Origin of the sequence: Methylobacterium oryzae (genome assembly GCF_036441375.1) — a bacterium.
Lineage (GTDB): Bacteria > Pseudomonadota > Alphaproteobacteria > Rhizobiales > Beijerinckiaceae > Methylobacterium > Methylobacterium oryzae_A.
This window is the reverse complement of sequence record NZ_MLCA01000001.1, coordinates 1,699,144-1,724,346: the sequence shown is the minus strand read 5'-3', so window position 1 is coordinate 1,724,346 and position 25,203 is coordinate 1,699,144. Positions and strand designations below refer to the sequence as shown.

Sequence of the window (25,203 nt, the reverse complement as noted above, 5' to 3'; positions counted from 1 at the left end):
CACATCCTCTTCGAGTTCTGCGCCGGCCGGCGGCTCGTGCCGCGCGGCCCGGGTTTGGGGGAGCCGGATCAGTGGAGCACCGTCCCGGCGGGGCAGGAGGCCGGGGCGAGGCGCTGGGCCGCCGCGTCCAGCGGACCGACCGCGGCGCGGACCGCCGCCACGAGGCGGGGCGCCGCATCCTGGCCGGTGATCTCGGCCGCGGCCGCCTCGAGATCCGCCCAGAGGCGCTGCCGACCCCGGTTGATCAGCTTCACCAGCGCGCATTCGTGGCCGGTCACGCGGCAGCAGCTCGCCGGCATAAACGACCAGTCGCCGTCGCGCTCCGCCCGCAGCGCCCGGATGATCGCGACCACGCAGGCCACGAACCGGGAGCCCTCCGTCGGGCCGAGCAGCTCCTCGGCGCCGTCGAAGGCCGCGTTCCAGCAGGCGACGTCGCTGGTCATGTAGCCGGCGGCCACGAAACGGGCCACCGACAGGGCCAGGATGTCGGCCGCGTCGCCGCACACGTCGGCGACGCGCTGCATCGCCGCATGGTTCGACGGGGTCGTGGGCGCGCTCATCGGCTCCGGTGCCTCACGTCGCGGAAAAAGATCGCTTCGACCAGTCCTGTATGTCCGATCGTCGCCTGTCGCGGCAGTATCCACGCCCGTCGTCCGGATCAAGGCCCGGGGAGAAAATCAGAGCAGTTCCAAACTGTTAGAAGAAAGCGTGGCCGCTCCGAGCTTTGCCTATGAGTCCCGGCCATTTTTGCCGAAACATCCCGGTTTTTGCCGGTGCGAGGCGGTTTCGGGAAACCGGCCGCCTCCCTTGATGGCCCGGAAGGCCTTGGCCATATCTCCGAGTCGCCGGCGTCGTCGCGTCCGGCGGAGCGCTGCCCTGGGCGGGCTCCTGTCGACGAGGTGCTCGCGCATCCCGGGATTGCGGCAGATCCCTGGGTCGGAGGCCTCGCTTTCTGGATGATGGCCGCGATGACTCGATCCTCGCCCTTCGGGCACCCGTTCCTGCTCGGCTTCGACGAGATCGAGCAGGCCCTCGACCGGGTCTCCAAGGCCGCCAACGACGGTTACCCGCCCTACAACATCGAGCGTCTGCCCCGCACCGAGAGCGAGCCCGAGCGCCTGCGCATCACCCTGGCGGTGGCCGGCTTCACCCGCGACCAGCTCGACGTGATGCTGGAGGAGAGCCAGCTCGTCGTGCGCGGCCGGCAGGTCGACGAGCGCGAGCGCCACTTCCTCCACCGCGGCATCGCGGCGCGGCAGTTCCAGCGGGCCTTCCTGCTCGCCGACGGCATGGAGGTCCTGGGCGCCGACCTCGCCAACGGTCTGCTGTCGATCGATCTGGTCCGGCCGGAGCCGGACCGCATCGTGCGCAAGATCGATATCGGCGCCCGCGGCTGACGCCGACCGATTGATTGGCCGGCGCGGATCCCCACATCAGGGTGGAGCCGCCGGTGCCTTCAGGATCGGCGGTGGACGCTCTGCCACCCTAGGAGGGCTTTATGACCGACCTGAACCCGTCTCCCCTGACCCCCGCCGACCTCGATCCGGCCGATTTCCAGCCCGCCGATCTCGCGGCCCTGGGCGAGGGGCACATCGCCTACGTCCGGCCGATCCGTTCGGACGAAGTCCGCCGCTTCTTCCCGCAGGCCCCCGAGCTGACGCCCGGTCTCGACCTGTTCGCCCTGCTCTCGGCGAGCGGCGCCCCGATCATGCTCGCCGATTCGCGGGACGTCGTGCTGGCCAACGCGGCCGCGCACGATCTGCAGCCGGTCAGCCTGCACTGACCGGAGCGACCGGGAGACCGGTCAGGCGACCTCGGCCACCGCCGTCACCAGCCGCGCGATATCCTGCGGCCGCGACAGGCGGTGGTCGCCGTCGGCGATCAGCGTCAGCACCGTCCCCTCCGCCGGCAGGCGGTCGAGGATCTTCAGGGCGTGGGTGTAGGGGACGTCGGTGTCCCGCATCCCCTGGAGGATATGCACCGGGCAGGCCGGATCCACCGGACCGCCCAGCATGCAGTGGCGGCGGCCGTCGTCGATGAGGGCCCGCGTGATCGGGTCCGGCTCCGGCGCGTAGTCGCTGGGCTTCCTGAGGACCCCGTCGCGGATCAGCATGGCGCGGGCCGCCTCGCTGAGACGGTTCCAGATCAGCTCCTCCGTGAAGTCCAGGGCCGGCGCGATGAGCACCAGCCCTGCCGTCGTTTGCCCGCAGGCAGCTCGGTCGCGTGCGGCCAGACAGGCGATCCACCCGCCCATCGACGAGCCGACCAGGATCGGCGCCTCCGTGGCGTAGGCCACCAGAACGGCCTGCGCGTCCTCGAGCCACGACGAGATGGTGCAATCCGTGAACGTGCCGCCCGAGGCTCCGTGCGCGGCGTAATCGAACCGGATGAGCTTCCGGCCCGTCTCCGCGGCCCAGGCGTCCAGGGCCGTCGCCTTGGTGGCCGTCATGTCGGAGCGGAATCCGCCGAGCCAGACGACCGGCGGACCGCCGCCCTCGCGCACCCGCACGGCGATGCGCCGGGCCGCGTCGCCCGCGCCGACGGTGAGGAACTCGGGGGCCGTCTCCGTCATCGTTCTCTCCGATATCCCTGTCTCTTCGTGAAAGAAGTCCGGCCCTGAACGGTTCGGCTTCAACTCTCGTTTACCGGACCGTAAAGCCCGGCGGCGATGCTGGATCAATGGCAGCGAGCATTTGGCAGATACCGGTCGGGGGCCTGCGCGTCCTCGCCGAAGGCCCACGACCGGGCGAGGGGACCCACGCCCTGTCGGGCTTCCCGGCGGAGGTCGGGGCGCTGGCGGGCGCCCGCATCCTGCAGATCATACCCGAACTCGACGCGGGCGGCGCCGAGCGCACGACGGTCGACGTCGCGGGCGGCCTCGCGGCGGTCGGTGCCCGCGCCCTGGTGGCGACGGAGGGCGGGCGACTCGTCGGGGAGTTGCAGGCCAAGGGCGGTCACTGGCTCCGTTTCCCGGCCGCCTCCAAGAACCCGGCCGTTATGGCGGTGAATGTGCTGCGGCTGATGGCGCTCTGCCGCCGCGAGAACGTGCAGATCATCCATGCCCGGTCCCGCGCTCCCGCCTGGGTCGCCCTCGGGGCGGCGCGCCGGCTCGGCCTGCCCTTCGTCACCACCTATCACGGCAGCTATTCCGGGCGAACCGGCGTGAAGGTGCTCTACAACTCGGTCATGGCCCGCGGCGACGCGGTCATCGCCAACTCGCACTACACCGCCGACCTGATCCACCGGCTGCACGCCGAGCAGGCCGGCGACCGCGTGCGCGTCATCCACCGCGGCACCGACCTCGCCGTGTTCAACCCGGTGGCGGTCGGTGCCACCCGGGTCGAGGCGCTGCGCCGGAGCTGGAACGTGGCGCCGCACGAGCGGGTGATCCTGCTGGCCGCCCGGCTGACCGCCTGGAAGGGCCATCGCGTGCTGATCGAGGCCGCCGCGCAGATGCGCGATCGCGGCGTCCCCGACCTGGCCGTGGTCCTGGCGGGGGATCCGCAGGGCCGCGCCGCCTACGAGCGCGAGCTCGACGCGCTGATCGCCGCGCGCGGTCTCGGCGGCATCGTCCGCCGCGTCGGGCACTGCGCCGACATGCCGGCGGCCTTCCGCGCCGCCTCGGTGGTGGCGGTGCCGTCGGTGGAGCCCGAGGCCTTCGGGCGCTCGGCCGTGGAGGCGCAGGCGCTCGGGGCCCCCGTGGTGGTCTCGGATCTCGGCGCCGTGCCAGAAACGGTGCTGGCGCCGCCCGAGACCACCGCGGGCCAGCGCACCGGCTGGCGCGTGCCGCCCGGCGACCCGGCCGCGCTCGCCGCCGCCCTCACCGAAGCGCTCTCCCTCGGCGCGAGCGCCCGCGACGCCCTCGGCCGGCGGAGCCGCGCGCATGTCGAAGCGCACTTCTCCCTGGAGCGGATGGTCGGCGACACGCTGGCGGTCTATGCCGGGCTGCTCGGCCGGCCGGCCTGAGGGCCGCACCTCGGCCGCCCTCGAATCGCGACGCGGCGGCCGATTATTTTCGGCGCCGCGACGGTAGCCGGTTGACTCTGGCCGCGGTTCCACCAACGTTGTAGGTCCGGATGAGACCGGAGCGGCTGGCGGTCAGGAGATCCTCCTGAAAATCCGCCGTTTCGCCGTTGCAGCAGGAGACCTAAGCCATTCGTAGACCGATGAGAGCCATGCCGGCCCCGCAGAAGGACGGGCCGCGCGCCAACCGCGACATTCGCGGTGTGCGGGAAGTGCAGCTGATCGACGACACCGGGCAGAACCGCGGCGTCGTTCCCTTCTTCGACGCCCTCAATCTGGCCGAGGAGGCCGGTCTCGATCTCGTGGAGATCGCGCCGAACTCCGTGCCGCCCGTCTGCAAGCTGCTCGATTACGGGCGCTTCCGCTTCAACGAGCAGAAGAAGCAGAACGAGGCCCGCAAGCGGCAGAAGACCGTCGAGGTGAAGGAGATCAAGCTCCGTCCCGGCATCGACAAGCACGACTACGACACCAAGATGAAGTCGGTGCACCGCTTCTTCGAGGAGGGTGACAAGGTCAAGGTGACCCTGCGCTTCCGCGGTCGTGAGATGGCTCACCAGGATATCGGTCTGCGCCTCCTGGAGCGCGTGAAGCACGAGACCGCCGAGATCGCCAAGGTCGAGAGCGAGCCCATGCTCGAAGGCCGGCAGATGATCATGATCCTCGCGCCGCGCTGAGCGGCCCGGACCCTGAGACGCGAGACCCACGCCGCCTCCTCACCGGGGCGGCGTTGTCTTTTCGGCGCTTCCGAATAGCGGCGCCGCGGATTATGGGCAGCCCATGGCCCTCGCTCCCGATGAGATCGAACGCTACGCCCGCCACCTCGTCCTCGCCGAGGTCGGCGGTCCGGGCCAGGCCCGGATCAAGGCCGCCCGGATCCTCGTCATCGGGGCAGGGGGCCTCGGCGCGCCCCTGATTCAGTACCTCGCGGCCGCCGGGATCGGCACGATCGGCCTCGTCGACGATGACACGGTCTCCCTGTCCAATCTCCAGCGGCAGGTGATCCACGGGACACCGGATCTCGGCCGGCCGAAGGTCGAGAGCGCGGCCGACGCGGTGGCGCGCCTCAACCCGCACGTGTCGGTGGTGCGGCACCCGTTCCGGATCGACGCGGCCAACGCCGTCGACCTGATCGCCGGCTACGACCTCGTGGCCGACGGCTCCGACAATTTCGCCACGCGCTACGCGGTGTCCGACGCCTGCTTCCGGGCGCGGCGCCCGCTGGTGACGGCGGCGCTGGGCCGGTTCGACGGTACCCTGACCACGATCCGCGCCCACGAGACCGGGCCCGACGGGAACCCGAACCCAACCTATCGCTGCCTGTTCCCGAACCCGCCGCCGCCCGGCAGCGTGCCCGCCTGCGCGGAGGCCGGCGTCCTGGGTGCCTTGGCCGGCGTCATGGGCTCGCTGATGGCGATGGAGGTCATCCGCGCCGTGGCGGGCTTCGGCGAGCCCCTCGTCGGGCGCCTCCTGATGGTCGATTCCCGCGCCATGCGGTTCGAGACCCTGAGCTACGGCTGGGATCCCGAGAACCCGCTCAGCGGCAGCGGCGCCTCAGCGGCCTAGCGGCTCCGGCGGCATCCACGGCCCCTCCGCCTCCGCCTTGCCGAGGCAGCACTTCTTGAACTTCTTGCCCGAGCCGCAGGGGCAGGGATCGTTGCGGCCGACAGCCTTGAACGGGTTGCGCTGCGGCTCGCCCGCCCCTTCCTCGGCCCAGTCGAGGGCTTCGACCGGATCGTCGAGGTAGCCGTACTGGTAGGGGCCGAGCCGGTCCCGGTCGTCCGGCTTGGTCTCCGCCTTGCGCAGCGCGTCCTTGAACCAGTCGGCGTCGCTGACCTCGTCGGTGAGACGTCCGTCGGCGCGGGCCGCGGCCGCCCGGGGCGCGAGGTCGCGGAAGCCGAGATGCGCGATTGTCTCCTCCCAGCCGACCCAGGCCGGGCCTTCCTCAACGGCGGCCTGCGCGTCGTCGAACCGGACCAGCAGGTCGTGCATGCCGGCCCGCTCGATCCGTCCCTCGAGCGTCAGGAACGTGCAGGCGCACATCAGCGCCATGCGGACGTAATCGTCCACCGTGCTGTCGAGGATCAGCCGGAACAGCGGCTGCGGGTCGCCGTCGAACAGGCTCGCCACGACTTTGGCCAGCGTCGCCGTGACGGCGTCGCCGAGCACCGCGTCGAGGGTCTCCTCGTCGTGCCGGAGCAGCCTGAGGAGCGGCGCGAGGGCGCGCGTGTCCCTTGCATGGGCCAGGACGTGCAGGCCCCAGAACAGGAGGTTCGTCTCCTCCGGCGCCAGCTCGCGCCCGTCGGCGGCCGCCTCCAGCAGCGGCAGCGTCGCGTCCGCGACGGCGGCCGGATGGTTGAGCGCCTCTCGCAACGCCGCCTTCGGCCGGTACTCGGCCGCCGCGAGGTCGTCGATGAGCAGGGCGATCCGGTCCATGGCGGTGCCTCAGGCCCGGAGGGTCGCGCCCGTGCGGCGGCTGACCTCGGCGACGATCCTGGCGCTCACCGCCTCGATCTCCGCGTCGGTCAGGGTCCGCTCGACGGGCTGGAGACGCACCGCGATCGCAACCGACTTGGCACCGTCCGGCACGCCCGGTCCCTCGTAGAGGTCGAAGACGTCGACGCCGGTCACGAGCTTGCGCTCGGCGTTCTGGGCGGCCTTGACGATGTCGCCGGCCGGCACGTCGCGGCCGACTACGAAGGCGAAGTCCCGTGACAGCGGCTGCAGTTCCGACAGCGCCAGGGCGGCCTTGGCCTTGGTCGGCTTGTGCTTGGGCAGGGGCAGGGCGTCGAGGACGATCTCGAAGGCCACGAGGGTGCCCTTCAGGTCCAGGGCCTGCAGCGTCCGCGGATGCACCTCGCCGAACCAGCCGATCTCGGTCTTCGGGCCGAAGCGCAGCGTGCCCGAGCGGCCGGGATGCAGCCAGGACGGGCCGCCCGCTGTGACCTGGAGGCCGCCCGTCGGCACGCCGAGGCTGCCGAGCAGGGCGAGGGCGTCCGCCTTCGCGGCGAAGGCGTCCACGGTCGCGGCAACACCGTCCCAGTGCCGCCCGGCGCCGGCCAGGGTCGCGCCGCCGCGGCGGACCGCCGCCGCGCGGATGGTCTGGCCCTCCGGCTCGTCGGAGGCGAAGCACTGGCCGACCTCGAACAGGGCCGCGTCCGGGTAGCCCCGGTCGGCGTTGCGCTGCGCCGCGCGCAGGAGGCCCGGCACCAGGCTCGGCCGCATGTCGGACAGCTCCGAAGCGATCGGGTTCGCCAGGACGAGGTCGGCCCCGCCGCCGCCGAACAGGATCGCGTCCTCGTGCGGGACGAACGACCACGTGACCGCCTCCAGGAGGCCGCGGCTCGCCAGGGCGCGCTTGGCCAGACGGGTCCGCTTCTGCATCACGGTGAGCAGCGGGCGGCCGATCCCGGCGAGCGGCGGCAGGGGCTTGGCCTCGATCCGGTCGAGCCCGGCGATGCGCACGACCTCCTCGACGAGGTCTGCCTTGCCCTCGACATCGGGCCGCCAGGACGGCGGCAGCACCGTCACCCGGTCCCCGGTGCCGGAGATGTGGAAGCCCAGCGTCTCGAGGATCTGCTGCATCTCGGCGCGCGGCACGTCCAGGCCGGCGAGGCGGCGGACCTCGGTCCAGGGGAAGTCGATGCTGCGCTCGTTTTCGGGCGACGCGCCGGCGACGTGCGCCTCGGTCGGCGTTCCGCCGCAGAGATCGACCACCAGCCGCGTCGCGAGGTCGAGGCCGGGAAGCGTGAAGGCCGGGTCGACGCCCCGCTCGAAGCGGTAGCGCGCGTCGGTGATGATGCCGAGGCGGCGGCCCGACTGGGCGATGTTGGTCGGGTCCCAGAGGGCCGACTCGATCAGCACGTCCGTGGTGCCGGCGTCGCAGCCCGACGCCTCGCCGCCCATGATGCCGGCGATGGATTCGACGCCGTTCGCGTCGGCGATCACCACCGTGTCGTCGGTCAGCGTGTGGGTCCGGCCGTCGAGGGCGCGCAGGCTCTCGCCCGCGCGCGCGCGCCGCACGGTCAGCGTGCCGGCGACCTTGGCGGCGTCGAAGACGTGCAGTGGCCGCCCGCGGTCGAAGGTGACGTAGTTGGTGATGTCGACGAGGCTGTTGATCGGGCGCAGGCCGATCGCCCGCAGCCGGGCCTGCATCCAGGCCGGCGACGGGCCGTTCGTGACGCCGCGCACCAGCCGCAGGGCGAACAGCGGGGCGAGGTGCCGGTCGGCCGGTTCGAGAGCCAGCTCGACCGCGACCGGGCAGGGACCCTCGCCGCGGATGTCCGGCAGCGTCTCGCGCTTGAGCGTGCCGAGGCCGGCGGCCGCGAGGTCGCGGGCGATGCCGTGGACCGAGGTGCAGTCCGGCCGGTTCGGCGTCAGGTTGATCTCGATGACCGGATCGTCGAGCCCGGCGTAGAGCGCGTAGGCCTGGCCGACCGGCGCGTCGGTCGGGAGCTCCAGGATGCCGTCATGGTCGTCGCCGAGGCCGAGCTCGGCGCCCGAGCACAGCATGCCGTGACTCTCGACGCCGCGGATCGTGCCCACCGACAGGGTGATGTTCTTGCCCGGGACGTAGGTGCCGGGCGGCGCGAAGACCGAGACGAGGTCGGCCCGGGCGTTCGGGGCGCCGCAGACCACCTGCACGGGCGCGCCCGCGCCGGTGTCGACCGTGCAGACCCGGAGACGGTCGGCGTTCGGATGCTGCTCGGCCGTCAGGATCCGGGCGATCACGTAGGGCTTGAGCGCGGCGGCCTTGTCCTCGACGCCCTCCACCTCCAGGCCGATCCGCGTGAGCGTCTCGGCGACGGTGTCGAGGGAGGCCTCGGTGTCGAGGTGGTCCTTGAGCCAGGAGAGGGTGAATTTCATGATGGACCTTCGAGAGCCCGGTATCGGCTCGACCGTCGGAGGAACAGGATCGCGGTGACGCCGGGGCGGCTCAGCCGGTGAGGCCGCCCACGAGGCTCGGCACGTCGAGCGGGCGGAAGCCATAATGGTCGAGCCAGCGGACGTCGGCCTCGAAGAACGGGCGAAGGTCCGGCATGCCGTATTTCAGCATGGCGATGCGGTCGATGCCGACGCCGAAGGCGAAGCCCTGCACGGCGTCCGGGTCGAGCCCGCAATTGCGCAGCACGTTCGGGTGGACCATCCCGCAGCCCAGGATCTCCAGCCAGTCGTCGCCCTCGCCGAAGCGGATCTCGCCGCCCTTGCGCGAGCACTGGATATCGACCTCCGCGGAGGGCTCGGTGAAGGGGAAGAAGGACGGGCGGAAGCGCATCTTCACGCCCTCCACCTCGAAGAACGCCTTGCAGAACTCCTCCAGCACCCATTTCAGGTTGGCGATGTTGGCGCTCGTGTCGATCACCAGCCCCTCGACCTGGTGGAACATCGGCGTGTGGGTCTGGTCGGAATCGTGCCGGTAGGTCCGGCCCGGGATGATCACGCGGATCGGCGGCGTCTGCGCCCGCATGGTCCGCACCTGCACGGGCGAGGTGTGGGTGCGCAGCACCTTGCGCTTGCCGTCGGCGTCCGGCGCCAGGAAGAAGGTGTCGTGCATCTCGCGGGCCGGGTGGCCGGGCGGGAAGTTGAGGGCGGTGAAGTTCAGCTCGTCCGTCTCGATGTCCGGACCCTCGGCCACCGCGAAGCCCATGTCGGCGAAGATCGCGGTGATCTCGTCGATGACCTGGGAGATCGGGTGGATCCGGCCTCGCACCTCGGGGGCCTCGCGGACCGGCAGGGTCACGTCGACCCGCTCGGAGGCGAGGCGGGCCTCCAGGGCGGCCTCGGCGAGTTCGGTCTTGCGCGCGGTGACGGCGCCCTGGACCCGGTCGCGCAGGCCGTTGATCAGGGGCCCGCGCTCCTTGCGCTCCTCCGGCGTCATCGCGCCGAGGGTCTTCAGCAGATCCGAGACGCTGCCCTTCTTGCCGAGCGCGGCGACGCGGACCGCGTCGAGGGCCGCCTCGTCGGACGCCGCGCCGACCTGGGCCAGGAGATCGCGTTCGAGGGTGTCGAGATCGGTCATCGCTGTCTTCGAGCAGGGTTGGCGGAGTCGGCCGTCGGGCCGTGCTCTCGCGCGTTAGGCGCCCGGGCGCAAGCGCGGGGCGCGGGACCTCGTAAACGACGAAGGCGCGGCCCCCTGGGGAGCCGCGCCTTCCGTCCGTCTCGCCTCAGGCCTGGATCAGGCGGCCTTGGCGGTGTTCTGCGGCAGCGCGGCCTTCGCCTTCTCGACGACGGCGGCGAAGCTCGCCGGCTCGTGGATCGCCAGCTCCGACAGGGCCTTGCGGTCGACGACGATGCCCGACTTCGCCAGGCCGTCGATGAAGCGCGAGTAGGTCAGGCCGTGCTCGCGGACCGCCGCGTTGAGGCGCTGGATCCAGAGGGCGCGGAACGTGCGCTTCTTGTTCTTGCGGTCGCGGTAGGCATACTGCATGCCCTTCTCGACCGCCTGCTTGGCGATGCGGATCGTGTTCTTGCGCCGGCCGTAATAGCCCTTGGCGGCCTTCAGAACTTTCTTGTGCTTCGCGTGACTGGTCACGCCGCGCTTGACGCGGGCCATCGGTTATCTCCTGGATTCGACGAAAGACAGTGGCAACGGGTGTCGAAGGACTTACCGCGCGTTCGGCAGGAAGTACTTCTTCACGTTGGCGGCATCGCCCTCGAACAGGGTCGTGGTGCCGCGCAGGTTGCGGATCTGCTTGGTCGTCCGCTTGATCATCCCGTGGCGCTTGCCGGCCTGGGCGTACATCACCTTGCCGGTGCCGGTGATCTTGAAGCGCTTCTTCGCGCCCGATTTCGTCTTCAACTTGGGCATTTGGCTCTCCGTTGCGCGAAACTCCGTCGAGCCGACCCGCGGGGGTCGGAGGAGGTTCGCGCGCTGATGCTTCTGGTGGAGCAGCACGAGCCGCCACGGCAGCCCTATCGGCCGGGCGGTTCGACGCGGAGCGGCTTATGACAGAAAGCTGACGCGGCGGCAACGTCCCTGCGGCGTGCGGCCCGAGCCCCGAAGCGGGACCCCGATCGGGTTCCGACCTCCGCTGATTCGGAGGAATTCGGGGACAGCTTGCGCGCTGCACAAAACGGTGCGCGACAGCGGTGGCCGCCAGGAACCATAACCTTGGCCGTCCGTTTCATTCATGTCCCGCTCAGGCCGGCAGGGTTAGACCCCCCGTCAAATTCGGCCAACCAGGAGACACTTCGTGCGCATTGCCCAGATCGCTCCGTTGTCGGAGGCCGTCCCTCCGAAGTTCTACGGCGGCACCGAGCGCGTCGTCAGCTGGATTACAGAAGAACTGGTCCGCCAGGGCCACGAAGTCACGCTGTTCGCGAGCGGCGACTCCGAAACATCTGCCAAGCTCGCGGCGTGCACGCCGGAGGGCCTGCGCCTTCTCGGCTACCGCGATCACACCGCCAGCCACCTGGCGATGCTGCATCAGGTGCACCGCCGCGCGCACGAGTTCGACATCCTGCACTTCCACATCGACCTGCTTCAGTATCCGATGTTCGAGGATCTGAACCACAAGTGCCTCACCACGATGCACGGTCGCCTCGACGTGCCGGACTTCATGCCGGTCTACCGCACCTTCACGGGCATGCCGCTGGTCTCGATCTCCGACAACCAGCGCCTGCCGATGCCGCCGACCTCCAACTGGCTGGCGACGATCCATCACGGCCTGCCGGCCGAGAACTGCCCGTACTACCCGGACGCCAAGGGCGGCTACCTCGCTTTCCTCGGCCGGATCTCGCCCGAGAAGCGGCCCGACCGCGCGATCGAGATGGCGATCCGCTCCGGCACGCCCCTCAAGATCGCCGCGAAGGTCGACAAGGCCGACCAGGATTACTGGGACGAGGTCATCGAGCCGATGATCCATCACCCGCTGATCGAGTATATTGGCGAGATCAACGAGGAGCAGAAGAAGGACTTCCTCGGCAACGCCCTGGCACTCGCCTTCCCGATCGACTGGCCGGAGCCCTTCGGCCTCGTGATGATCGAGGCGATGTCGGCCGGCACCCCGGTGATCGCGTTCCGCAACGGCTCCGTGCCGGAGGTGATCAAGGATGGCGTCGGCGGCGTGCTCTGCGATAACATGGACGATGCCGTGGCGGCGGTCGCCAAGGTCAAGGCCATGAGCCGCGCCGGCGTGCGCCGCCATTTCGAGAGCGCCTTCACCGCCGAGTGCATGGTCAAGAAGTACGTCGCCGCCTACGAGGACCTGCTCGCCCGCGGCGCCGACGTGATCAAGCTGCCGAAGTCCGGCTTCAAGCCGCAGTACGGCGAGGTGAACGGCTCCGCGCGTCCGGCGATCCCGGTCGCCGCCATGCCGGCCTGAAATCCGGCACCGGGCTTGCGAGGCGGGTCCGGCTCGGCCTAGCGTCTTAAAGGCGACTCATCCGTAGGGTGAACAAGGGCTGCTGCATCGAAGGGATGCGGCAGCCCTCTCGATTCGCACCTCTCACTTGCACCCGGAGATGCCCTGCATGGCGGCGGACAACACGGCAGCGGCCCACGATGCGAAGGCCCGGACCGCGGCGAGCGCCGGAAGCGTGGCGCACGGTTTTCAGGACGCCGACGACGTCCTTCCGACCTACCACATCGAGGCCCAGACCTCCCTGGTGGAGCGGCCGCTGCGCTCGCTGAAATTCGGCGAGGCCTTCGGCGTCCTGGATTCCTACGGCGATATCGGCGTCCAGCCCGGTCCGGAGGGGCTGTACTTCCAGGACACGCGCTACCTGTCGCGCCTGGAGGTGACGGTGGAGGGCCAGCGCCCGCTGATGCTCTCCTCCGTGATGCAGGACGATAACGGCGCGCTCAGCGTCGACATGACGACGCCCGACATCCGCATCGACGCCCACGACGAGACCTCGATTCCCCGCGAGACGATCGCGATCGAGCGCACCAAATTCCTGTTCCGCGGCGCCTGCTACGACCGGATCGGGCTCCGCTCCTACGATTCCAAGCACCGGCGCCTGCGCATCGCCGTCACCTTCGACGCGGATTTCCGCGACCTGTTCGAGGTTCGCGGGACTGACCGAAAGGAGCGCGGCAAGCGCGGCGTCCTGGTGGCGAGCGACCGCGAAGTGCAGTTCCGCTACGTCGGCCTCGACGAGATCGTCCGGACGACGTCCCTGCATTTCGGCCCGAAACCCGATTCGATCGAGCCCGGCAAGGCGGTGTTCGACGTGTCGCTGCCGCCGGACGGCCGGACCTCCCTGTTCATCCGGGTGACCTTCGAGGCGCACCGGGCCTTCACCAAGCCGCCGACCGACACGATGGTCGGCGAGGACGCGGCCGCCAAGCTGACGCTCGCGGCCAATGCCGGCGGTGCCCGCCGCGAGCCGAAGGATCTCGGCGAGGGCATGATCTTCGCCCGCGCCTACCGCGATTCGCGACGCGACCTGCGGACGCTCACCGCGGGGATCACCACGATCATCTCGTCGAACGATCAGTTCAACGAGGGCCTGTGCCGGGCCACGGCCGACCTCTACATGCTGGCGAGCCGCACCCCCGAGGGCATCTACCCCTTCGCGGGCATCCCCTGGTACTCCACGGTGTTCGGGCGCGACGGCATCATCACGGCGATGATGGCCCTCTGGATCGACCCGAAATTCGCCCGCGGCGTGCTCCGCTACCTCGCCTCGACCCAGGCCAAGGCGGTCGACCCGGCCGCCGACGCGCAGCCCGGCAAGGTCCTCCACGAGACCCGGCGCGGCGAGATGGCGATGCTCGGCGAGGTGCCGTTCCGGCACTATTACGGCACCATCGACGGCACGCCGCTCTTCGTGATGCTGGCCTGGGAGTACTACGCGGTCACGGGCGACCTCGAGACGGTGCGGGCGATCTGGCCGGCCCTCGAACTCGCCCTCGAGTGGATGGACCGCTACGGCGATCGCGACGGTGACGGCTTCGTCGAGTACGCCCGCGACACCGACAAGGGTCTCGAGAACCAGGGCTGGAAGGACAGCCACGACTCGATCTTCCACGCCGACGGTCACCTGGCCAAGGGCCCGATCGCCCTCTGCGAGGTGCAGGGCTACGTCTACGCGGCCAAGAACGGCATGGCGAAGCTCGCGGCGCTCCTCGGCCACGATCCCATGGCCGAGCGCCTCACCCAGGAGGCGGCGAGCCTGCGCGAGCGGTTCGACGCGGCGTTCTGGAACGAGGAGATCGGAACCTACGCGCTGGCGCTCGACGGCGCGAAGAAGCAGTGCGCGGTCCGCTCCTCTAATGCCGGGCACGCCCTGTTCACCGGCATCGCCAAGCCGGAGCGGGCGGCGCGGGTCGCCGAGACGCTGCTGTGCAAGGACGGCTTCAACGGCTGGGGCGTGCGCACGATCGCCAAGGGCGAGGCGCGCTACAACCCGATGTCCTACCACAACGGCTCGATCTGGCCGCACGACAACGCGCTGATCGCGATGGGTCTGGCGCGCTACGACCGCAAGCACGAGGCCGCGCGCATCTTCCAGGGGATGTTCGACACCTCGCTCTACCAGGACCAGAAGCGGCTCCCGGAGCTGTTCTGCGGCTTCATGCGCCGCAAGCAGCGCGGGCCGGTCTCGTACCCGGTGGCCTGCAGCCCGCAGGCCTGGGCCGCGGCGGCGCCGTTCGCGTTCCTCGCGGCCTGCCTCGGCCTCGAACTCGACCACGAGCGCAACCGTGTCCGGCTGAAGAACCCGATCCTGCCGGGCTTCCTCGACGGTGTGACCCTCTACAACGTCCAGCTCGGCGGCTCGCGCCTGGACATCCGGTTCCAGCGCTACGACGACGACGTCACCGTGTCGGTGCAGCGCCGCCACGGCGACGTGCAGGTGGTGGTCACCAAGTAGGGCCCGGATCGGGAGTTCCTGGGCGGCCCGCTTCGGGTTAAGCGGGCCGCGCGGCACGTGGCGCCGCCGAGGACGGGTTCATGCCGGCTGACCATCACGCCCCCGACGCGGCCCTGCGCCTCGCGCAGGACCTGATCCGCTGCCCGTCCGTGACGCCGGAGGATCGGGGCGCCCTAGACGTCGTCGCGGACGCGCTCCGGCCCGCCGGATTCACGGTCGAGCGGCCGGTCTTCTCGGAGGCCGGCTATCCCGACACGCCGAACCTCTACGCGCGCATCGGCCGGGACAGTCCGTGCCTCGTCTTCGCCGGCCACACCGACGTGGTCCCGGAGGGCGAGGGCGCGTGGCGCCACGATCCCTTCGCGGGCACCGTGGCCGACGGGATGCTGTACGGCCGGGGCGCCGCCGACATGAAGGGCGGCGTCGCCTGCATGCTCGCCGCGACCCTCGCCTTCCTCGACCGGCGCGGCGCCGCTTTCGGCGGCTCCATCGCGTTCCTGATCACCGGCGACGAGGAGGGGCCCGCGGTCAACGGCACCGTGAAGCTCCTCGACTGGGCGCGGGCGCGCGGCGAGCGGTTCGACCACTGCGTCCTCGGGGAGCCGACCAATCCGGGTCGCCTCGGCGAGATGATCAAGATCGGCCGGCGCGGGTCGCTGACCGGCAAGCTCACCGTGCTGGGGCGGCAGGGCCACGTCGCCTACCCGCACAAGGCCGAGAACCCGATCCCCGGCCTCCTGCGCCTCGCCTCGGCGCTCGTCGCCGAGCCGCTGGATCGCGGGACGGCGCATTTCGACGCCTCGAACCTCGAGTTCACCACGATCGACGTCGGCAACCCGGCCACCAACGTGATCCCGGCGACCGCGCGGGCGACCTTCAACATCCGCTTCAACGACGACTGGACGGCCGAGAGCCTGGGCGCCGAGCTTCGCCGGCGCCTGGAACAGGCGGCCGGCAACGCGGTCCGTTTCAGCCTGGACCTTCAGCCCTCGAACGCGCCGGCCTTCCTGACGCAACCGGACGCCTTCGTGACGCTCGTCGCGGAGGCGATCCGGGCCGAGACCGGCCTGACGCCGACGCTCTCCACGACGGGCGGCACGTCCGATGCCCGCTTCATCAAGGATGCCTGCCCGGTGATCGAGTTCGGCCTCGTGGGCGAGACCATGCACCAGGTCGACGAGTGCGTGGCGGTCGCCGATCTGGAGCGGCTGACCGCGATCTACGGGCGGGTGCTCGAGGCCTACTTCCCCGGATCGTAGTCGACGCCCACGAAGGTGAGCCCCGCGGCCGGGGCCAGCGGGCCGCAGCGGCGCTTGTCGCCCGAGGCCAGGATCTCGGCCACGTCGTCCGCCGAGAGGCGGCGGCAGCCGGCGAGCATCAGCGTGCCGACCATCGCCCGCACCTGATGGTGCAGGAAGGAGCGCGCCGAAGTCGCCACGACGATCTCGTCGTGGAGCGCCATCGGCGCGCGGGCGACGTCGAGCTGCTCCAGGGTGCGGATCGGGCTGTTCGCCTGGCACTCGGCGGCCCGGAAGGCGGAGAAGTCGTGGCGGCCGACGAGGCGCTGGGCGGCTTCGTGCATCAGGTCCGCGTCGAGGGGCCATGGCACCTGCCAGACATGGGCCCGCGTGAGCGCCGCGGGGCTGCGCCGGTTGAGGATGCGGTAGCGGTAGTGCCGGCGGATCGCCGAGTGGCGGGCGTCGAAGCTCTCCGGCACGATCTCGGCGGACAGGATCGCGACCGGCTGCGGCCGCAGATGGGCGTTCAGGGCGTCGCGCACCGTGTCGGTCCGCCACGCCTTGGCGAGGTCGAGATGGGCGACCTGATGGATGGCGTGCACGCCCGCATCGGTCCGGCCCGCGCAAGTAAGCCGAGCGTCCTCGCCGGAGAAGCGCGTCACCGCGGCCTCGACGGCGCCCTGGACGGTGGGATCCTCGGCCTGCCGCTGCCAGCCGCAGAACGGGCCGCCGTCGTACTCGATGACGAGCTTGTAGCGGGGCATCAGCCGGCTCCCTCAAGGTTTCTCGAGGGCGCTCTGAGGTTCGATCGCGCGGTATGACACAGAGCTTCGGAATGATGTGCGCGCGATCGTCCCTGCGAGCGTGGCGAGGCGGTCCCGCGTCGCGCCGAGCCCTGCCAGGGCGCGCGGCCCTGGGTCGCTTCGCTGCGCTCGCGATGACGGGTTGGGCCGGGTGCCGAATGCCTTGGAGGGGCTGCGCGCATCAGCCGAGGCGGGCGCCGTGCGTGAGACGGGCGCCCCGGACGAATTCCGCCCCGCTGGCGCTACCGCCTTTTCCCGCGCGGCGCAGCTCCAGAAGCCGAACGGCGCCGGTGCCGCACGCGACAATGCCCTCGGCGTCGCGCAGCGTGCCCGGCGCGCCGGAACCCTCCGCGGTGGCGGCGCGCAGCACCTTCACGCGCTCCGGCCCCTTGCCGAGATCGATCTCGAAGAACGCTCCCGGGAAGGGCGACAGCCCGTTGATCCGGTTGGCGACCTCCTCGGCCGGCCGGGACCAGTCGATCCGCGCCTCGTCGTTGGTGATCTTGTGGGCGTAGACGACGCCGTCCTCCGGCTGCGGCGTGAAGGTCAGCGTGCCCGCGTCGAGCGCCGCAAGGGCCCGCGCCATCAGGTCGGCGCCGAGGGGCATGAGCGCGTCGTGCAGGGCCCCCGCCGTCATGCCCGGGGTGATCGGCAGACGCGCCTCGAGGGCGACCGGCCCGGTGTCGAGTCCTGCCTCCATCCGCATGACGCCGACGCCGCTCTCGGCATCGCCCGCCATCACGGCGCGCTGGATCGGCGCCGCGCCGCGCCAGCGCGGCAGCAGGGAGCCGTGCAAGTTGAGGCAGCCGTGCTTCGGCGCGTCGAGGATCGCCTGCGGCAGCAGCATCCCGTAGGCGACCACCACGGCGACGTCGGCCCGGTGCGCCGCGAAGGTGCCGGCCGCTTCGGGCGTGCGCAGCGTCGACGGCGTCAGGACCGGCACGCCGAGCGTGTCGGCGAGCGCGTGGACCGGGGAGGGGCGCAGACCCATGCCGCGGCCGGCCCTGGCGGGCGCGCGGGTGTAGACCGCCGCGATCTCGTGCCCGTCCTGCGCGAGTCGCGCCAGCGTCGGCACCGCGAAGTCCGGCGTGCCCATGAAGACGACGCGCATGGCCGGCTCAGGCCGCGTCGCGCTTGGCCGCCTTGGTGAACTTCTTGATCACCCGGTCGCGCTTCAGCTTCGACAGGTGGTCGATGAACAGCACGCCGTTGAGGTGGTCGATCTCGTGCTGGATGCAAGTCGAAAGCAGGCCGTCGGCCTCGATCTCCCGCTCCGTGCCGTCGAGGTCGCGGAACTTCACCCGCACCCGGTCCGGGCGCTCGACCTCGGCGTAGTAGTCCGGGATCGACAGGCAGCCCTCGTCGTAGACCCGCTTCGCCTCCGAGGACCACACGATCTCGGGATTGATGAAGACCCGCGCGTCGCGGACGCCTTCCTCCTTCGACGTGTCGATCGTCACGACGCGCTTGGCGACGCCGATCTGGATCGCCGCGAGCCCGACGCCGGGGGCGTCGTACATCGTCTCGAACATGTCGGCGACGAGGGTGCGGATCTCGTCGGTGATCGGGCCGACCGGCTCGGAGCCCAGGCGCAGGACGGGATCGGGGAGGATGACGAGCGGGCGGATGGTCATGGCGGAAACCGGCAGGGAAGGCGCCGGGACGGGCCCGGGCTCCCCGTCGAATAGGGTGCGGCCGAGGACCGGTCAAATACCGGCGCGCGCCGGATTACGGCCCCTCAGAACGCCGTGCGGCTGCGGATCGCCGCCGACAGTGTGCCCTCGTCGAGATAGTCCAGCTCTCCGCCGACCGGCACGCCGTGGGCGAGGCGCGTGACCTTCGCGTCGCAGTGCCGGATCGACTCGGTGACGTAGTGGGCGGTGGTCTGGCCGTCGACGGTGGCGTTGAGCGCCAGGATGACCTCGGTCACTTCGGGCCGGGCCACGCGCTCCACGAGGCTCGCGAGGTTCAGGTGCTCCGGCCGCACGCCGTCCAGCGCCGAGAGGACGCCGCCGAGCACGTGGTAGCGCGCCTTCACGGCCCCGGATCGCTCCAGGGCCCAGAGGTCGGACACGTCCTCCACGACCACGAGCGTCGTCGGATCCCGCTCGGCATCGCGGCAGATCGTGCACGGGTCGGAGGTGTCGACGTTGCCGCAGCTCGTGCACACGATGATGCGGTCCGCCGCCACCCGCATCGCGTCCGCGAGCGGGCCGAGCAGCGTGTCGCGCTTCTTGATGAGCTGGAGGGCGGCGCGCCGCGCTGAGCGCGGTCCGAGGCCCGGCATGCGGGCGAGGAGCTGGATCAGGCGCTCGATCTCGGGGCCGGCGACGGCTTGGGGCATCGTGCCTCTGGGGCGGGGAGGGGGCTGCGGATCCGGACGGGCATAGACGCCGCCGGGCCGCGCGCAAGGGTCCGTGCGCGGGTGAAGGCCCGCGTATGTGGTATATGGGTATTCCGAAGCCGCTTCGCCGGTCGGATCAGGCCGCGCGACGAAGGGAACTGCTTACAGACCCGGGTTCCTGAGTCCACGACTGTGGTCTAACCTGTTTGTACACGTTGCGGGCTCCTGGCGGTGCCCATTATGACAGCGAAGCTTCGCCGCCTACTCGTTCGTGGGACGGGGAGCAGCCGGGAAACGGAGATCCTGCGTGCGGCGGTCCTGTACGACCGCACGGACGTCTCCCGGGCAAACCCGGACGGCTTTGCCGCCCGGCTCAGTCGCGTCGACGGTCGAACAGGGGCCCGGGAGATACGATCTTGACCAACATCGGTGATCACAACGCGGCCCACGGCGCCGAGGCGGCCGGCTTCCGCGACCTCAAGGCCGTCCACTGGAACTTCGAGGCCCCGCGCCTCTACGAGGAGGCTCTGTCCCGCAAGGAGGCGCAGCTCGCCCGCGGCGGCGCCCTCGTGGCCACCACCGGCAGCCATACCGGCCGCTCGCCCAAGGACAAGTTCGTGGTCCGCGACGCCGGCACCGAGAACGAGGTCTGGTGGGACAACAACGGCGCGATCACGCCCGAGCAGTTCGAGACGCTGCGCCAGGACTTCCTCAAGCACGCCGAGGGCAGGGAGCTGTTCGCTCAGGACCTCTACGGCGGCGCCGATCCGGCCTACCGGGTCAAGGCGCGGGTGTTCACCGAGTTCGCGTGGCACTCGCTGTTCATCCGCAACCTGCTGATCCGGCCGGACCGCTCCGAGATCGCGTCCTACGTGCCGGACATGACGATCATCGACCTGCCGAGCTTCCAGGCGGATCCCGCCCGGCACGGCTGCCGGTCCAAGACCGTGATCGCCATCGACTTCACCAAGAAGCTCGTTCTGATCGGCGGCTCCGCCTACGCGGGCGAGATGAAGAAGTCGGTCTTCACCTACCTGAACTACATCCTGCCCGGTCAGGGCGTGATGCCGATGCACTGCTCGGCCAACGCCGCGCTCGACGCCGAGGGCGGGTCGGCGATCTTCTTCGGCCTCTCGGGCACCGGCAAGACGACGCTGTCGAACGATTCCTCGCGCCAGCTTCTCGGCGACGACGAGCACGGCTGGTCGAATTCCGGCATCTTCAACTTCGAGGGCGGCTGCTACGCCAAGACCATCCGCCTCTCGCGCAACGCCGAGCCGGAGATCTACGCCACCACCGAGCGCTTCGGCACGGTGATGGAGAACGTGGTGATCGATCCGGTCACCCGCGCGCCGGACTTCGACGATGCCTCGCTCACCGAGAACACCCGCTGCGCCTACCCGCTGGACTTCATCGCCAACGCCAGCGCCAGCGGCCGGGCCGGGCATCCGAAGAACATCGTGATGCTGACCTGCGACGCCTTCGGGGTGATGCCGCCGATCGCCAAGCTCACCGGTGCCGAGGCGATGTACCACTTCCTCTCCGGCTACACCGCCAAGGTCGCCGGCACCGAGCGCGGCCTCACCGGGCCGGAGGCGACCTTCTCGACCTGCTTCGGCGCGCCGTTCATGCCGCGTCACCCGAGCACCTACGGCAACCTGCTGCGCGACCTGATCGCCAAGCACAGCGTCGATTGCTGGCTGGTCAACACCGGCTGGACCGGCGGCGGCGTCGGCACCGGCCGGCGCATGCCGATCCGCGTGACGCGCCGCCTGCTGGGGGCGGCGCTCGACGGCTCGCTGGCGCAGGCCGAGTTCCGCCGCGACCCGTATTTCGGCTTCGCGGTCCCGGTCTCGGTTCCGGGCGTCGAGCCGCACATCCTGACCCCGGTGAAGACCTGGGCCAACAAGGGGGCCTTCGTCGAGACGGCGGCGCGGCTGGTGAAGATGTTCGACGACAACTTCAAGCGATTCGAGGCCCATGTCGACGCCGACGTGCGCGCCGCCGGGCCGACCGCGCAGGCGATCGCGGCCTGAGAACGAGACGGGCGGCCCCAGGGGCCGCCCGTCACGCTCCGTCATCGGTATCGCTTCGCCAGACCCGCATCCTCGTCCCGAGAGGCCGGAGCGAGAAGCGGTCCTCGCTGGAGGCTTCCGGCCGGTCGCGCCAACCCAGGAGCCCTCCTCTGAGGCGGCTCCCCTGCGCCTCAGGCCGAGGATCGTGGGCGGGACGAACGGCGGCGGGCCGACCTAGAACGGCAGCTTCATGCCCGGCGGCAGGGGCAGCCCCTTGGTCAGCTCGGCCATGCGCTCCTGCATGGTCGCCTCGGCCTTGCCGCGGGCGTCGTTGCAGGCCGCCACGATCAGGTCCTCGAGGATCTCGCGCTCGTCCGCCACCATCAGGGACGGGTCGATGCTGATGCCCTTCATCTGGCCCTTGGCGGTCATCGTGACCCGGACAGAGCCCCCGCCGGAGGCGCCGGTCACCTCGATCTCGTCCATCTCGGACTGCAGGTTGGCCATCTTCTCCTGCATGGCCTGAGCCTGCTTCATGATGCCCATCAGGTCGCGCATGCGGCTCTCTTTCCGTTTCCTCGTCTGATCTGGGTATGGAGCAGCCCCGGCGCCACCGCGGGCCGCGCCTCAGGCGTCGTCCTCGCCGACCGGCGCGGCGTCGCCTTCGCCGAGACTCTCCTGCTCGGCGGACGGCAGAGCCTCGGGTGCCGTCTCGCGCACGTCGACGATCTCGGCACCGGGGAAGCGCGTCAGCACCTCGCGCACGAAGGGATCCGCGGCGGCGTTCTCCCGGCGTGTCTCGGTCGCGGCCCGGGCGGCGGCGTCCAGGGTCGGCGCGCCCTCTTCCTTCGACAGGGCCACGGACCAGCGCCGCCCGGTCCATCGATCGATGGCGGCGGCGATGTCGTTGGCGAGGCTCGGACGGCCGCCCGGCGCGAGGCGGAACTCGATCCGGCCCTCCTCGAAGCGCACCAGATGGACGTCGCGCTCCAGCGCGGTCCGCAGCAGGATGTCGCGATTGGCATCGGCCAGCGCGATCAGGTCCTCGAACCGTCCGAGGCGCGGCGTCGGCGGTGCCACGGGCGCCGGTCGCGGCGCCGGCGCACTGATGGGAGCGCTCGCGGGCGCGTTCACGGCGACGGGCGCGGTCATGGGCACGGTCATGGGCGCGCCGACCGGAGCAGGCTCCGCGGCGGCCGTGCGGGGTGCGGCGGCCAGGGCCGCGGAACCGNCGTAGGTCGGGGATCGGCGGCAAGGGCGGCCGGGCCGACACGGCCGGAGTCTCGTCCGCGGGCGCGGCGGCCGCGTCGGCCCTGAGCTGGCGCAGGGCCTCGTCGGGCGTGGGCAGATCGGCCGCGTAGGCGAGGCGCACGATCGCCATCTCGGCCGCCGCGAGGGGCCGGGGCGCGGCCTGGACTTCGGGAATGGCCTTCAGCAGGATCTGCCACGCCCGCGACAGGGCGCGGATCGAGAGCTTGTCGGCGAAGGCGGCCCCCCGGACGCGCTCCGTCTCGCTGAGCGTCGGGTCGGCGGCCGCCTCCGGCACCACCTTGAGCCGGGTGACGAGATGCGTGAAGGCCGCGAGGTCCGAGAGCACCACCGACGGGTCCGCGCCGGAATCGTACTGCGCCCGCAGTTCCGCGAAGGCGGCAGGGACCGACCCGCGCATCACCGCCTCGAACAGGTCGAGGATCCGGGCGCGATCGGCCAGGCCCAGCATGTCGCGCACGCCCTGCGCGGTTATGGTGCCGGCGCCGTGGGCGATCGCCTGATCGAGCAGAGACAGGGCGTCGCGGACGGATCCTTCCGCGGCCCGCACGATGGCGCCGAGAGCCTCGTCCTCGACGGGGACGCCCTCGGCCGCGCAGACCTTCGCGAGATGCGCGTGCAGAATCGGCGCCTCGACCCGGCGCAGGTCGAATCGCTGGCAGCGGGACAGGATCGTCACCGGCACCTTGCGGATCTCGGTGGTGGCGAAGACGAACTTCGCGTGCGGCGGCGGCTCCTCCAGCGTCTTCAGGAAGGCGTTGAACGCCTTCTCGGAGAGCATGTGGACCTCGTCGACGATGTAGACCTTGTAGCGCGCCGAGACCGGCCCGTAGCGGATGCCGTCGATGATCGCCCGGACGTCGTCGATGCCGGTATGGGAGGCCGCGTCCATCTCCAGCACGTCCATGTGCCGGGATTCCATGATCGCCGCGCAGTGGAGGCCGAGTTCCGGCATCGACACGGTCGGGCCGGTATCGGGCTGGCCGGCGCGGGCGTAATTGAGGCCGCGCGCGAGGATGCGCGCCGTGGTGGTCTTGCCGACGCCGCGGACACCGGTGAGCATCCAGGCCTGCGGGATGCGGTTGGCCGCGAACCCGTTGGCGAGGGTCCGCACCATCGCGTCCTGGCCGATCAGGTCGCCGAAATTGGTGGGGCGATACTTGCGCGCGAGCACCCGATAAGGCGTCGCCGCGGCGGGGGGCGCTGGAAACCCGGGCAGGCCCGGCTCGTCGTCAGGCGTGCCGGTCGAAGCGTCCATGCCGTGTCTGGGTCTGGCTGCCGCGCGCCGTGGAATGAGGTGGGAGGCTGGACGAAGACCCGCTCGGTCTCGTTAGGGCTGCTTCCTTCCGGACCTGACCCGGTTGGCGAGTGAAACGTCCCTCGCCAACCCCCCGCCGGCTATATGGCCGGGCCTCGCTCCGAACGCAAGCGCTGCCTCTCCGCGGCCGCCTACTCGGCCTTGCGCTTGACGATCGCCAGGGTCTTCGGATCGAGCTTCAGGTCGAACTGCTTGCCGCTCGCGTCGACCGCGTCGTCGACCTCGATCATGCCGTCGTCGAGCTCGATCTCCTTCCACTTGGTGAAGCCCTCCTGCTTGAGCACGGCCTCGACCTTGGCCTGCTGGTCGGGCGGAAGCTTCTCGTCGGCGCGGGCGACGAGGCCGGTGCCGGCCACCAAGGTCAGGGCGAGAAGGGCTGTGGTCAGGCGCATGGCTGTCTCCGCTCCGGCAATTGTTTCCGGCTGTGAACAGGCACGCGGCAGCGGAGTTCCACGGCGGCGATCCTCTTGAGCCGCCCCCGGATCTGCCGCACACCTTGTCGGTACCGGAACGCGACGGCGAGGACACTGCACCGATGGTCACCCGCGTCGCCACCGTGGCCTTCGAGGGCATCGAGGCGCGGGCGGTGGACGTGCAGGTCCAGATCATACCGGGCTCGGTGGTGTTCACCGTCGTCGGTCTGCCCGACAAGGCGGTGGCGGAATCCCGTGAGCGGGTCCGCGGCGCGCTGATCGCCTCCGGGCTGGCGCTCCCGGCCAAGCGCATCACGGTGAATCTCGCCCCGGCGGATCTTCCGAAGGAAGGCTCGCACTTCGACCTTCCGATCGCGCTGGGGGTGATGGCGGCGATCGGCGCGATCCCGGCCGATGCCCTCGCCGGCTACTGCGTGCTGGGCGAACTCGCCCTCGACGGCAGCATCACCGCGGTGAGCGGCGTGCTGCCCGCCGCCATGGCGGCGGGGGGCCGCGGGCTCGGGCTCATCTGCCCGGCCGCCACCGGGCCGGAGGCGGCCTGGGCCGGGGGCGATCTCGACGTGCTCGCGCCGCGCTCGCTGATCCAGCTCGCCAACCACTTCAAGGGCAGTCAGGTCATGGCGCGGCCCGAGCCCGCCGTCGCCGCGCAGGTCGGACCGTTGCCCGACCTCGCCGACATCAGGGGGCAGGAGGGCGCCAAGCGCGCCCTCGAGATCGCGGCGGCCGGCGGCCACAACCTCCTGGTGATGGGGCCTATTAAGCGGGACGTGCCCGGTGGTGGACTGCCCCGTTGGAGGCGTGTGGCTGAAAGAACTGGGGACAACCGTCGGCCGCTCCTTGGCCAATCCCGGAGCCTCCCCATGTGCCGGTCTTCGCAAGCATCGGGCATTCACGTGATGATAGCGACCGCGCCGCATCCTCCCCGCTGAACCAGGAGCGCCGCG

General features: G+C 70.9%; 22 protein-coding genes, 1 other RNA gene and 2 pseudogenes. 10 read left to right on the top strand and 15 right to left on the bottom strand.

Annotation, left to right across the window (positions count from 1 at the left end; genetic code table 11):
- Window positions 1-68: 68 nt before the first annotated feature.
- Window positions 69-560, bottom strand: a complete 492-nt coding sequence (locus MOTC310_RS08190) for a hypothetical protein (RefSeq protein WP_331301428.1) — start codon at window positions 558-560, stop codon at window positions 69-71.
- Window positions 561-968: 408 nt separating this feature from the next.
- On the opposite strand from MOTC310_RS08190, the gene MOTC310_RS08185 reads away from it, so the two are divergent.
- Both MOTC310_RS08185 and MOTC310_RS08180 read left to right on the top strand, forming a co-directional pair.
- Window positions 969-1,397, top strand: coding sequence for an Hsp20 family protein (locus tag MOTC310_RS08185; RefSeq protein WP_012320108.1), 429 nt, complete (start codon window positions 969-971; stop codon window positions 1,395-1,397).
- Between the two features lie 101 nt (window positions 1,398-1,498).
- Entirely contained in the window at window positions 1,499-1,783 is a 285-nt protein-coding gene (locus MOTC310_RS08180; protein ID WP_020092805.1) for a BQ00720 family protein, read from the top strand.
- Between the two features lie 21 nt (window positions 1,784-1,804).
- On the opposite strand, the gene MOTC310_RS08175 is transcribed toward MOTC310_RS08180, so the two are convergent.
- The gene (locus MOTC310_RS08175; RefSeq protein WP_331301427.1) at window positions 1,805-2,572 is read right to left on the bottom strand and encodes an alpha/beta hydrolase; all 768 of its coding nucleotides are present in this window, start codon (window positions 2,570-2,572) and stop codon (window positions 1,805-1,807) included.
- Window positions 2,573-2,679: 107 nt separating this feature from the next.
- On the opposite strand from MOTC310_RS08175, the gene MOTC310_RS08170 reads away from it, so the two are divergent.
- From MOTC310_RS08170 to MOTC310_RS08160, 3 genes are all read left to right on the top strand, one after another.
- Window positions 2,680-3,966, top strand: a complete 1,287-nt coding sequence (locus tag MOTC310_RS08170; protein ID WP_331301426.1) for a glycosyltransferase family 4 protein — start codon at window positions 2,680-2,682, stop codon at window positions 3,964-3,966.
- A 209-nt stretch (window positions 3,967-4,175) separates the two neighbouring features.
- Complete coding sequence (gene infC / locus MOTC310_RS08165) at window positions 4,176-4,697, top strand: translation initiation factor IF-3 (protein WP_331294775.1); 522 nt, start codon at window positions 4,176-4,178, stop codon at window positions 4,695-4,697.
- Between the two features lie 103 nt (window positions 4,698-4,800).
- The gene (locus tag MOTC310_RS08160) at window positions 4,801-5,586 is read left to right on the top strand and encodes a HesA/MoeB/ThiF family protein (RefSeq protein WP_331301425.1); all 786 of its coding nucleotides are present in this window, start codon (window positions 4,801-4,803) and stop codon (window positions 5,584-5,586) included.
- On the opposite strand, the gene MOTC310_RS08155 is transcribed toward MOTC310_RS08160, so the two are convergent.
- The 5 genes from MOTC310_RS08155 to rpmI all read right to left on the bottom strand — a co-directional run bounded on the left by MOTC310_RS08155 (window position 5,575) and on the right by rpmI (window position 10,828).
- Window positions 5,575-6,456 carry a DUF1186 domain-containing protein gene (locus MOTC310_RS08155; RefSeq protein ID WP_331301424.1) on the bottom strand — a complete coding sequence of 294 codons (882 nt, stop codon included), beginning with the start codon at window positions 6,454-6,456 and terminating at the stop codon, window positions 5,575-5,577. The genes MOTC310_RS08160 and MOTC310_RS08155 overlap by 12 nt on opposite strands.
- A gap of 9 nt (window positions 6,457-6,465) precedes the next feature.
- On the bottom strand, window positions 6,466-8,886 hold the full coding sequence (gene pheT, locus MOTC310_RS08150; protein WP_331301423.1) for a phenylalanine--tRNA ligase subunit beta: 2,421 nt from the start codon (window positions 8,884-8,886) through the stop codon (window positions 6,466-6,468).
- A 70-nt stretch (window positions 8,887-8,956) separates the two neighbouring features.
- Window positions 8,957-10,039, bottom strand: coding sequence for a phenylalanine--tRNA ligase subunit alpha (pheS, locus tag MOTC310_RS08145; protein ID WP_331294779.1), 1,083 nt, complete (start codon window positions 10,037-10,039; stop codon window positions 8,957-8,959).
- A 156-nt stretch (window positions 10,040-10,195) separates the two neighbouring features.
- On the bottom strand, window positions 10,196-10,573 hold the full coding sequence (rplT, locus tag MOTC310_RS08140; protein WP_012320099.1) for a 50S ribosomal protein L20: 378 nt from the start codon (window positions 10,571-10,573) through the stop codon (window positions 10,196-10,198).
- A 51-nt stretch (window positions 10,574-10,624) separates the two neighbouring features.
- The gene (rpmI, locus tag MOTC310_RS08135; protein ID WP_007561407.1) at window positions 10,625-10,828 is read right to left on the bottom strand and encodes a 50S ribosomal protein L35; all 204 of its coding nucleotides are present in this window, start codon (window positions 10,826-10,828) and stop codon (window positions 10,625-10,627) included.
- A 385-nt stretch (window positions 10,829-11,213) separates the two neighbouring features.
- On the opposite strand from rpmI, the gene MOTC310_RS08130 reads away from it, so the two are divergent.
- The 3 genes from MOTC310_RS08130 to dapE all read left to right on the top strand — a co-directional run bounded on the left by MOTC310_RS08130 (window position 11,214) and on the right by dapE (window position 16,097).
- On the top strand, window positions 11,214-12,344 hold the full coding sequence (locus MOTC310_RS08130; RefSeq protein WP_331301422.1) for a glycosyltransferase family 4 protein: 1,131 nt from the start codon (window positions 11,214-11,216) through the stop codon (window positions 12,342-12,344).
- A gap of 148 nt (window positions 12,345-12,492) precedes the next feature.
- A complete protein-coding gene (locus MOTC310_RS08125) occupies window positions 12,493-14,838 on the top strand; it encodes an amylo-alpha-1,6-glucosidase (RefSeq protein WP_331301421.1) in 2,346 nt (781 codons plus the stop codon).
- Window positions 14,839-14,918: 80 nt separating this feature from the next.
- Complete coding sequence (gene dapE, locus MOTC310_RS08120) at window positions 14,919-16,097, top strand: succinyl-diaminopimelate desuccinylase (protein ID WP_331301420.1); 1,179 nt, start codon at window positions 14,919-14,921, stop codon at window positions 16,095-16,097.
- Here dapE and truA read toward each other — a convergent pair.
- The 4 genes from truA to recR all read right to left on the bottom strand — a co-directional run bounded on the left by truA (window position 16,079) and on the right by recR (window position 19,223).
- Window positions 16,079-16,840 carry a tRNA pseudouridine(38-40) synthase TruA gene (gene truA / locus MOTC310_RS08115; protein WP_331294785.1) on the bottom strand — a complete coding sequence of 254 codons (762 nt, stop codon included), beginning with the start codon at window positions 16,838-16,840 and terminating at the stop codon, window positions 16,079-16,081. The two genes, dapE and truA, sit on opposite strands and share 19 nt — an antisense overlap.
- 220 nt (window positions 16,841-17,060) lie before the next feature.
- A complete protein-coding gene (gene fmt, locus MOTC310_RS08110) occupies window positions 17,061-17,990 on the bottom strand; it encodes a methionyl-tRNA formyltransferase (RefSeq protein ID WP_331301419.1) in 930 nt (309 codons plus the stop codon).
- Window positions 17,991-17,997: 7 nt separating this feature from the next.
- Entirely contained in the window at window positions 17,998-18,513 is a 516-nt protein-coding gene (def, locus tag MOTC310_RS08105; RefSeq protein WP_331294789.1) for a peptide deformylase, read from the bottom strand.
- Window positions 18,514-18,617: 104 nt separating this feature from the next.
- Window positions 18,618-19,223 (bottom strand): recombination mediator RecR, encoded by a 606-nt coding sequence (gene recR / locus MOTC310_RS08100; RefSeq protein ID WP_331294790.1) that lies wholly within the window; start codon window positions 19,221-19,223, stop codon window positions 18,618-18,620.
- A gap of 416 nt (window positions 19,224-19,639) precedes the next feature.
- Between recR and MOTC310_RS08095 the strand changes: the two genes are divergently transcribed.
- Window positions 19,640-21,259, top strand: a complete 1,620-nt coding sequence (locus tag MOTC310_RS08095; protein WP_331301418.1) for a phosphoenolpyruvate carboxykinase — start codon at window positions 19,640-19,642, stop codon at window positions 21,257-21,259.
- Between the two features lie 213 nt (window positions 21,260-21,472).
- Here the strand turns inward: MOTC310_RS08095 and MOTC310_RS08090 are convergent, their stop codons facing one another.
- The 4 genes and pseudogenes from MOTC310_RS08090 to MOTC310_RS08075 form a co-directional block, all read right to left on the bottom strand.
- Window positions 21,473-21,796 (bottom strand): YbaB/EbfC family nucleoid-associated protein, encoded by a 324-nt coding sequence (locus MOTC310_RS08090; protein ID WP_331294793.1) that lies wholly within the window; start codon window positions 21,794-21,796, stop codon window positions 21,473-21,475.
- 69 nt (window positions 21,797-21,865) lie between these two features.
- A pseudogene (locus MOTC310_RS08085) lies at window positions 21,866-23,765 on the bottom strand (DNA polymerase III subunit gamma/tau).
- A gap of 37 nt (window positions 23,766-23,802) precedes the next feature.
- Window positions 23,803-23,901: signal recognition particle sRNA small type (gene ffs, locus MOTC310_RS08080), an RNA gene on the bottom strand.
- A 55-nt stretch (window positions 23,902-23,956) separates the two neighbouring features.
- Entirely contained in the window at window positions 23,957-24,217 is a 261-nt protein-coding gene (locus MOTC310_RS08075) for a PepSY domain-containing protein (RefSeq protein ID WP_331301417.1), read from the bottom strand.
- A 143-nt stretch (window positions 24,218-24,360) separates the two neighbouring features.
- Between MOTC310_RS08075 and MOTC310_RS08070 the strand changes: the two are divergent.
- A pseudogene (locus MOTC310_RS08070) lies at window positions 24,361-25,041 on the top strand (magnesium chelatase domain-containing protein); the annotation flags it as partial.
- Window positions 25,042-25,203 lie beyond the last annotated feature (162 nt).

Bases quoted from the DNA above. Each gene is read 5' to 3' on its own strand.
- MOTC310_RS08190 (WP_331301428.1), bottom strand. From the start codon at position 560: ATGAGCGCGCCCACGACCCCGTCGAACCATGCGGCGATGCAGCGCGTC.
- MOTC310_RS08185 (WP_012320108.1), top strand. From the start codon at position 969: ATGACTCGATCCTCGCCCTTCGGGCACCCGTTCCTGCTCGGCTTCGAC.
- MOTC310_RS08180 (WP_020092805.1), top strand. From the start codon at position 1,499: ATGACCGACCTGAACCCGTCTCCCCTGACCCCCGCCGACCTCGATCCG.
- MOTC310_RS08175 (WP_331301427.1), bottom strand. From the start codon at position 2,572: ATGACGGAGACGGCCCCCGAGTTCCTCACCGTCGGCGCGGGCGACGCG.
- MOTC310_RS08170 (WP_331301426.1), top strand. From the start codon at position 2,680: ATGGCAGCGAGCATTTGGCAGATACCGGTCGGGGGCCTGCGCGTCCTC.
- infC (WP_331294775.1), top strand. From the start codon at position 4,176: ATGCCGGCCCCGCAGAAGGACGGGCCGCGCGCCAACCGCGACATTCGC.
- MOTC310_RS08160 (WP_331301425.1), top strand. From the start codon at position 4,801: ATGGCCCTCGCTCCCGATGAGATCGAACGCTACGCCCGCCACCTCGTC.
- MOTC310_RS08155 (WP_331301424.1), bottom strand. From the start codon at position 6,456: ATGGACCGGATCGCCCTGCTCATCGACGACCTCGCGGCGGCCGAGTAC.
- pheT (WP_331301423.1), bottom strand. From the start codon at position 8,886: ATGAAATTCACCCTCTCCTGGCTCAAGGACCACCTCGACACCGAGGCC.
- pheS (WP_331294779.1), bottom strand. From the start codon at position 10,039: ATGACCGATCTCGACACCCTCGAACGCGATCTCCTGGCCCAGGTCGGC.
- rplT (WP_012320099.1), bottom strand. From the start codon at position 10,573: ATGGCCCGCGTCAAGCGCGGCGTGACCAGTCACGCGAAGCACAAGAAA.
- rpmI (WP_007561407.1), bottom strand. From the start codon at position 10,828: ATGCCCAAGTTGAAGACGAAATCGGGCGCGAAGAAGCGCTTCAAGATC.
- MOTC310_RS08125 (WP_331301421.1), top strand. From the start codon at position 12,493: ATGGCGGCGGACAACACGGCAGCGGCCCACGATGCGAAGGCCCGGACC.
- dapE (WP_331301420.1), top strand. From the start codon at position 14,919: ATGCCGGCTGACCATCACGCCCCCGACGCGGCCCTGCGCCTCGCGCAG.
- truA (WP_331294785.1), bottom strand. From the start codon at position 16,840: ATGCCCCGCTACAAGCTCGTCATCGAGTACGACGGCGGCCCGTTCTGC.
- fmt (WP_331301419.1), bottom strand. From the start codon at position 17,990: ATGCGCGTCGTCTTCATGGGCACGCCGGACTTCGCGGTGCCGACGCTG.
- def (WP_331294789.1), bottom strand. From the start codon at position 18,513: ATGACCATCCGCCCGCTCGTCATCCTCCCCGATCCCGTCCTGCGCCTG.
- recR (WP_331294790.1), bottom strand. From the start codon at position 19,223: ATGCCCCAAGCCGTCGCCGGCCCCGAGATCGAGCGCCTGATCCAGCTC.
- MOTC310_RS08090 (WP_331294793.1), bottom strand. From the start codon at position 21,796: ATGCGCGACCTGATGGGCATCATGAAGCAGGCTCAGGCCATGCAGGAG.
- MOTC310_RS08075 (WP_331301417.1), bottom strand. From the start codon at position 24,217: ATGCGCCTGACCACAGCCCTTCTCGCCCTGACCTTGGTGGCCGGCACC.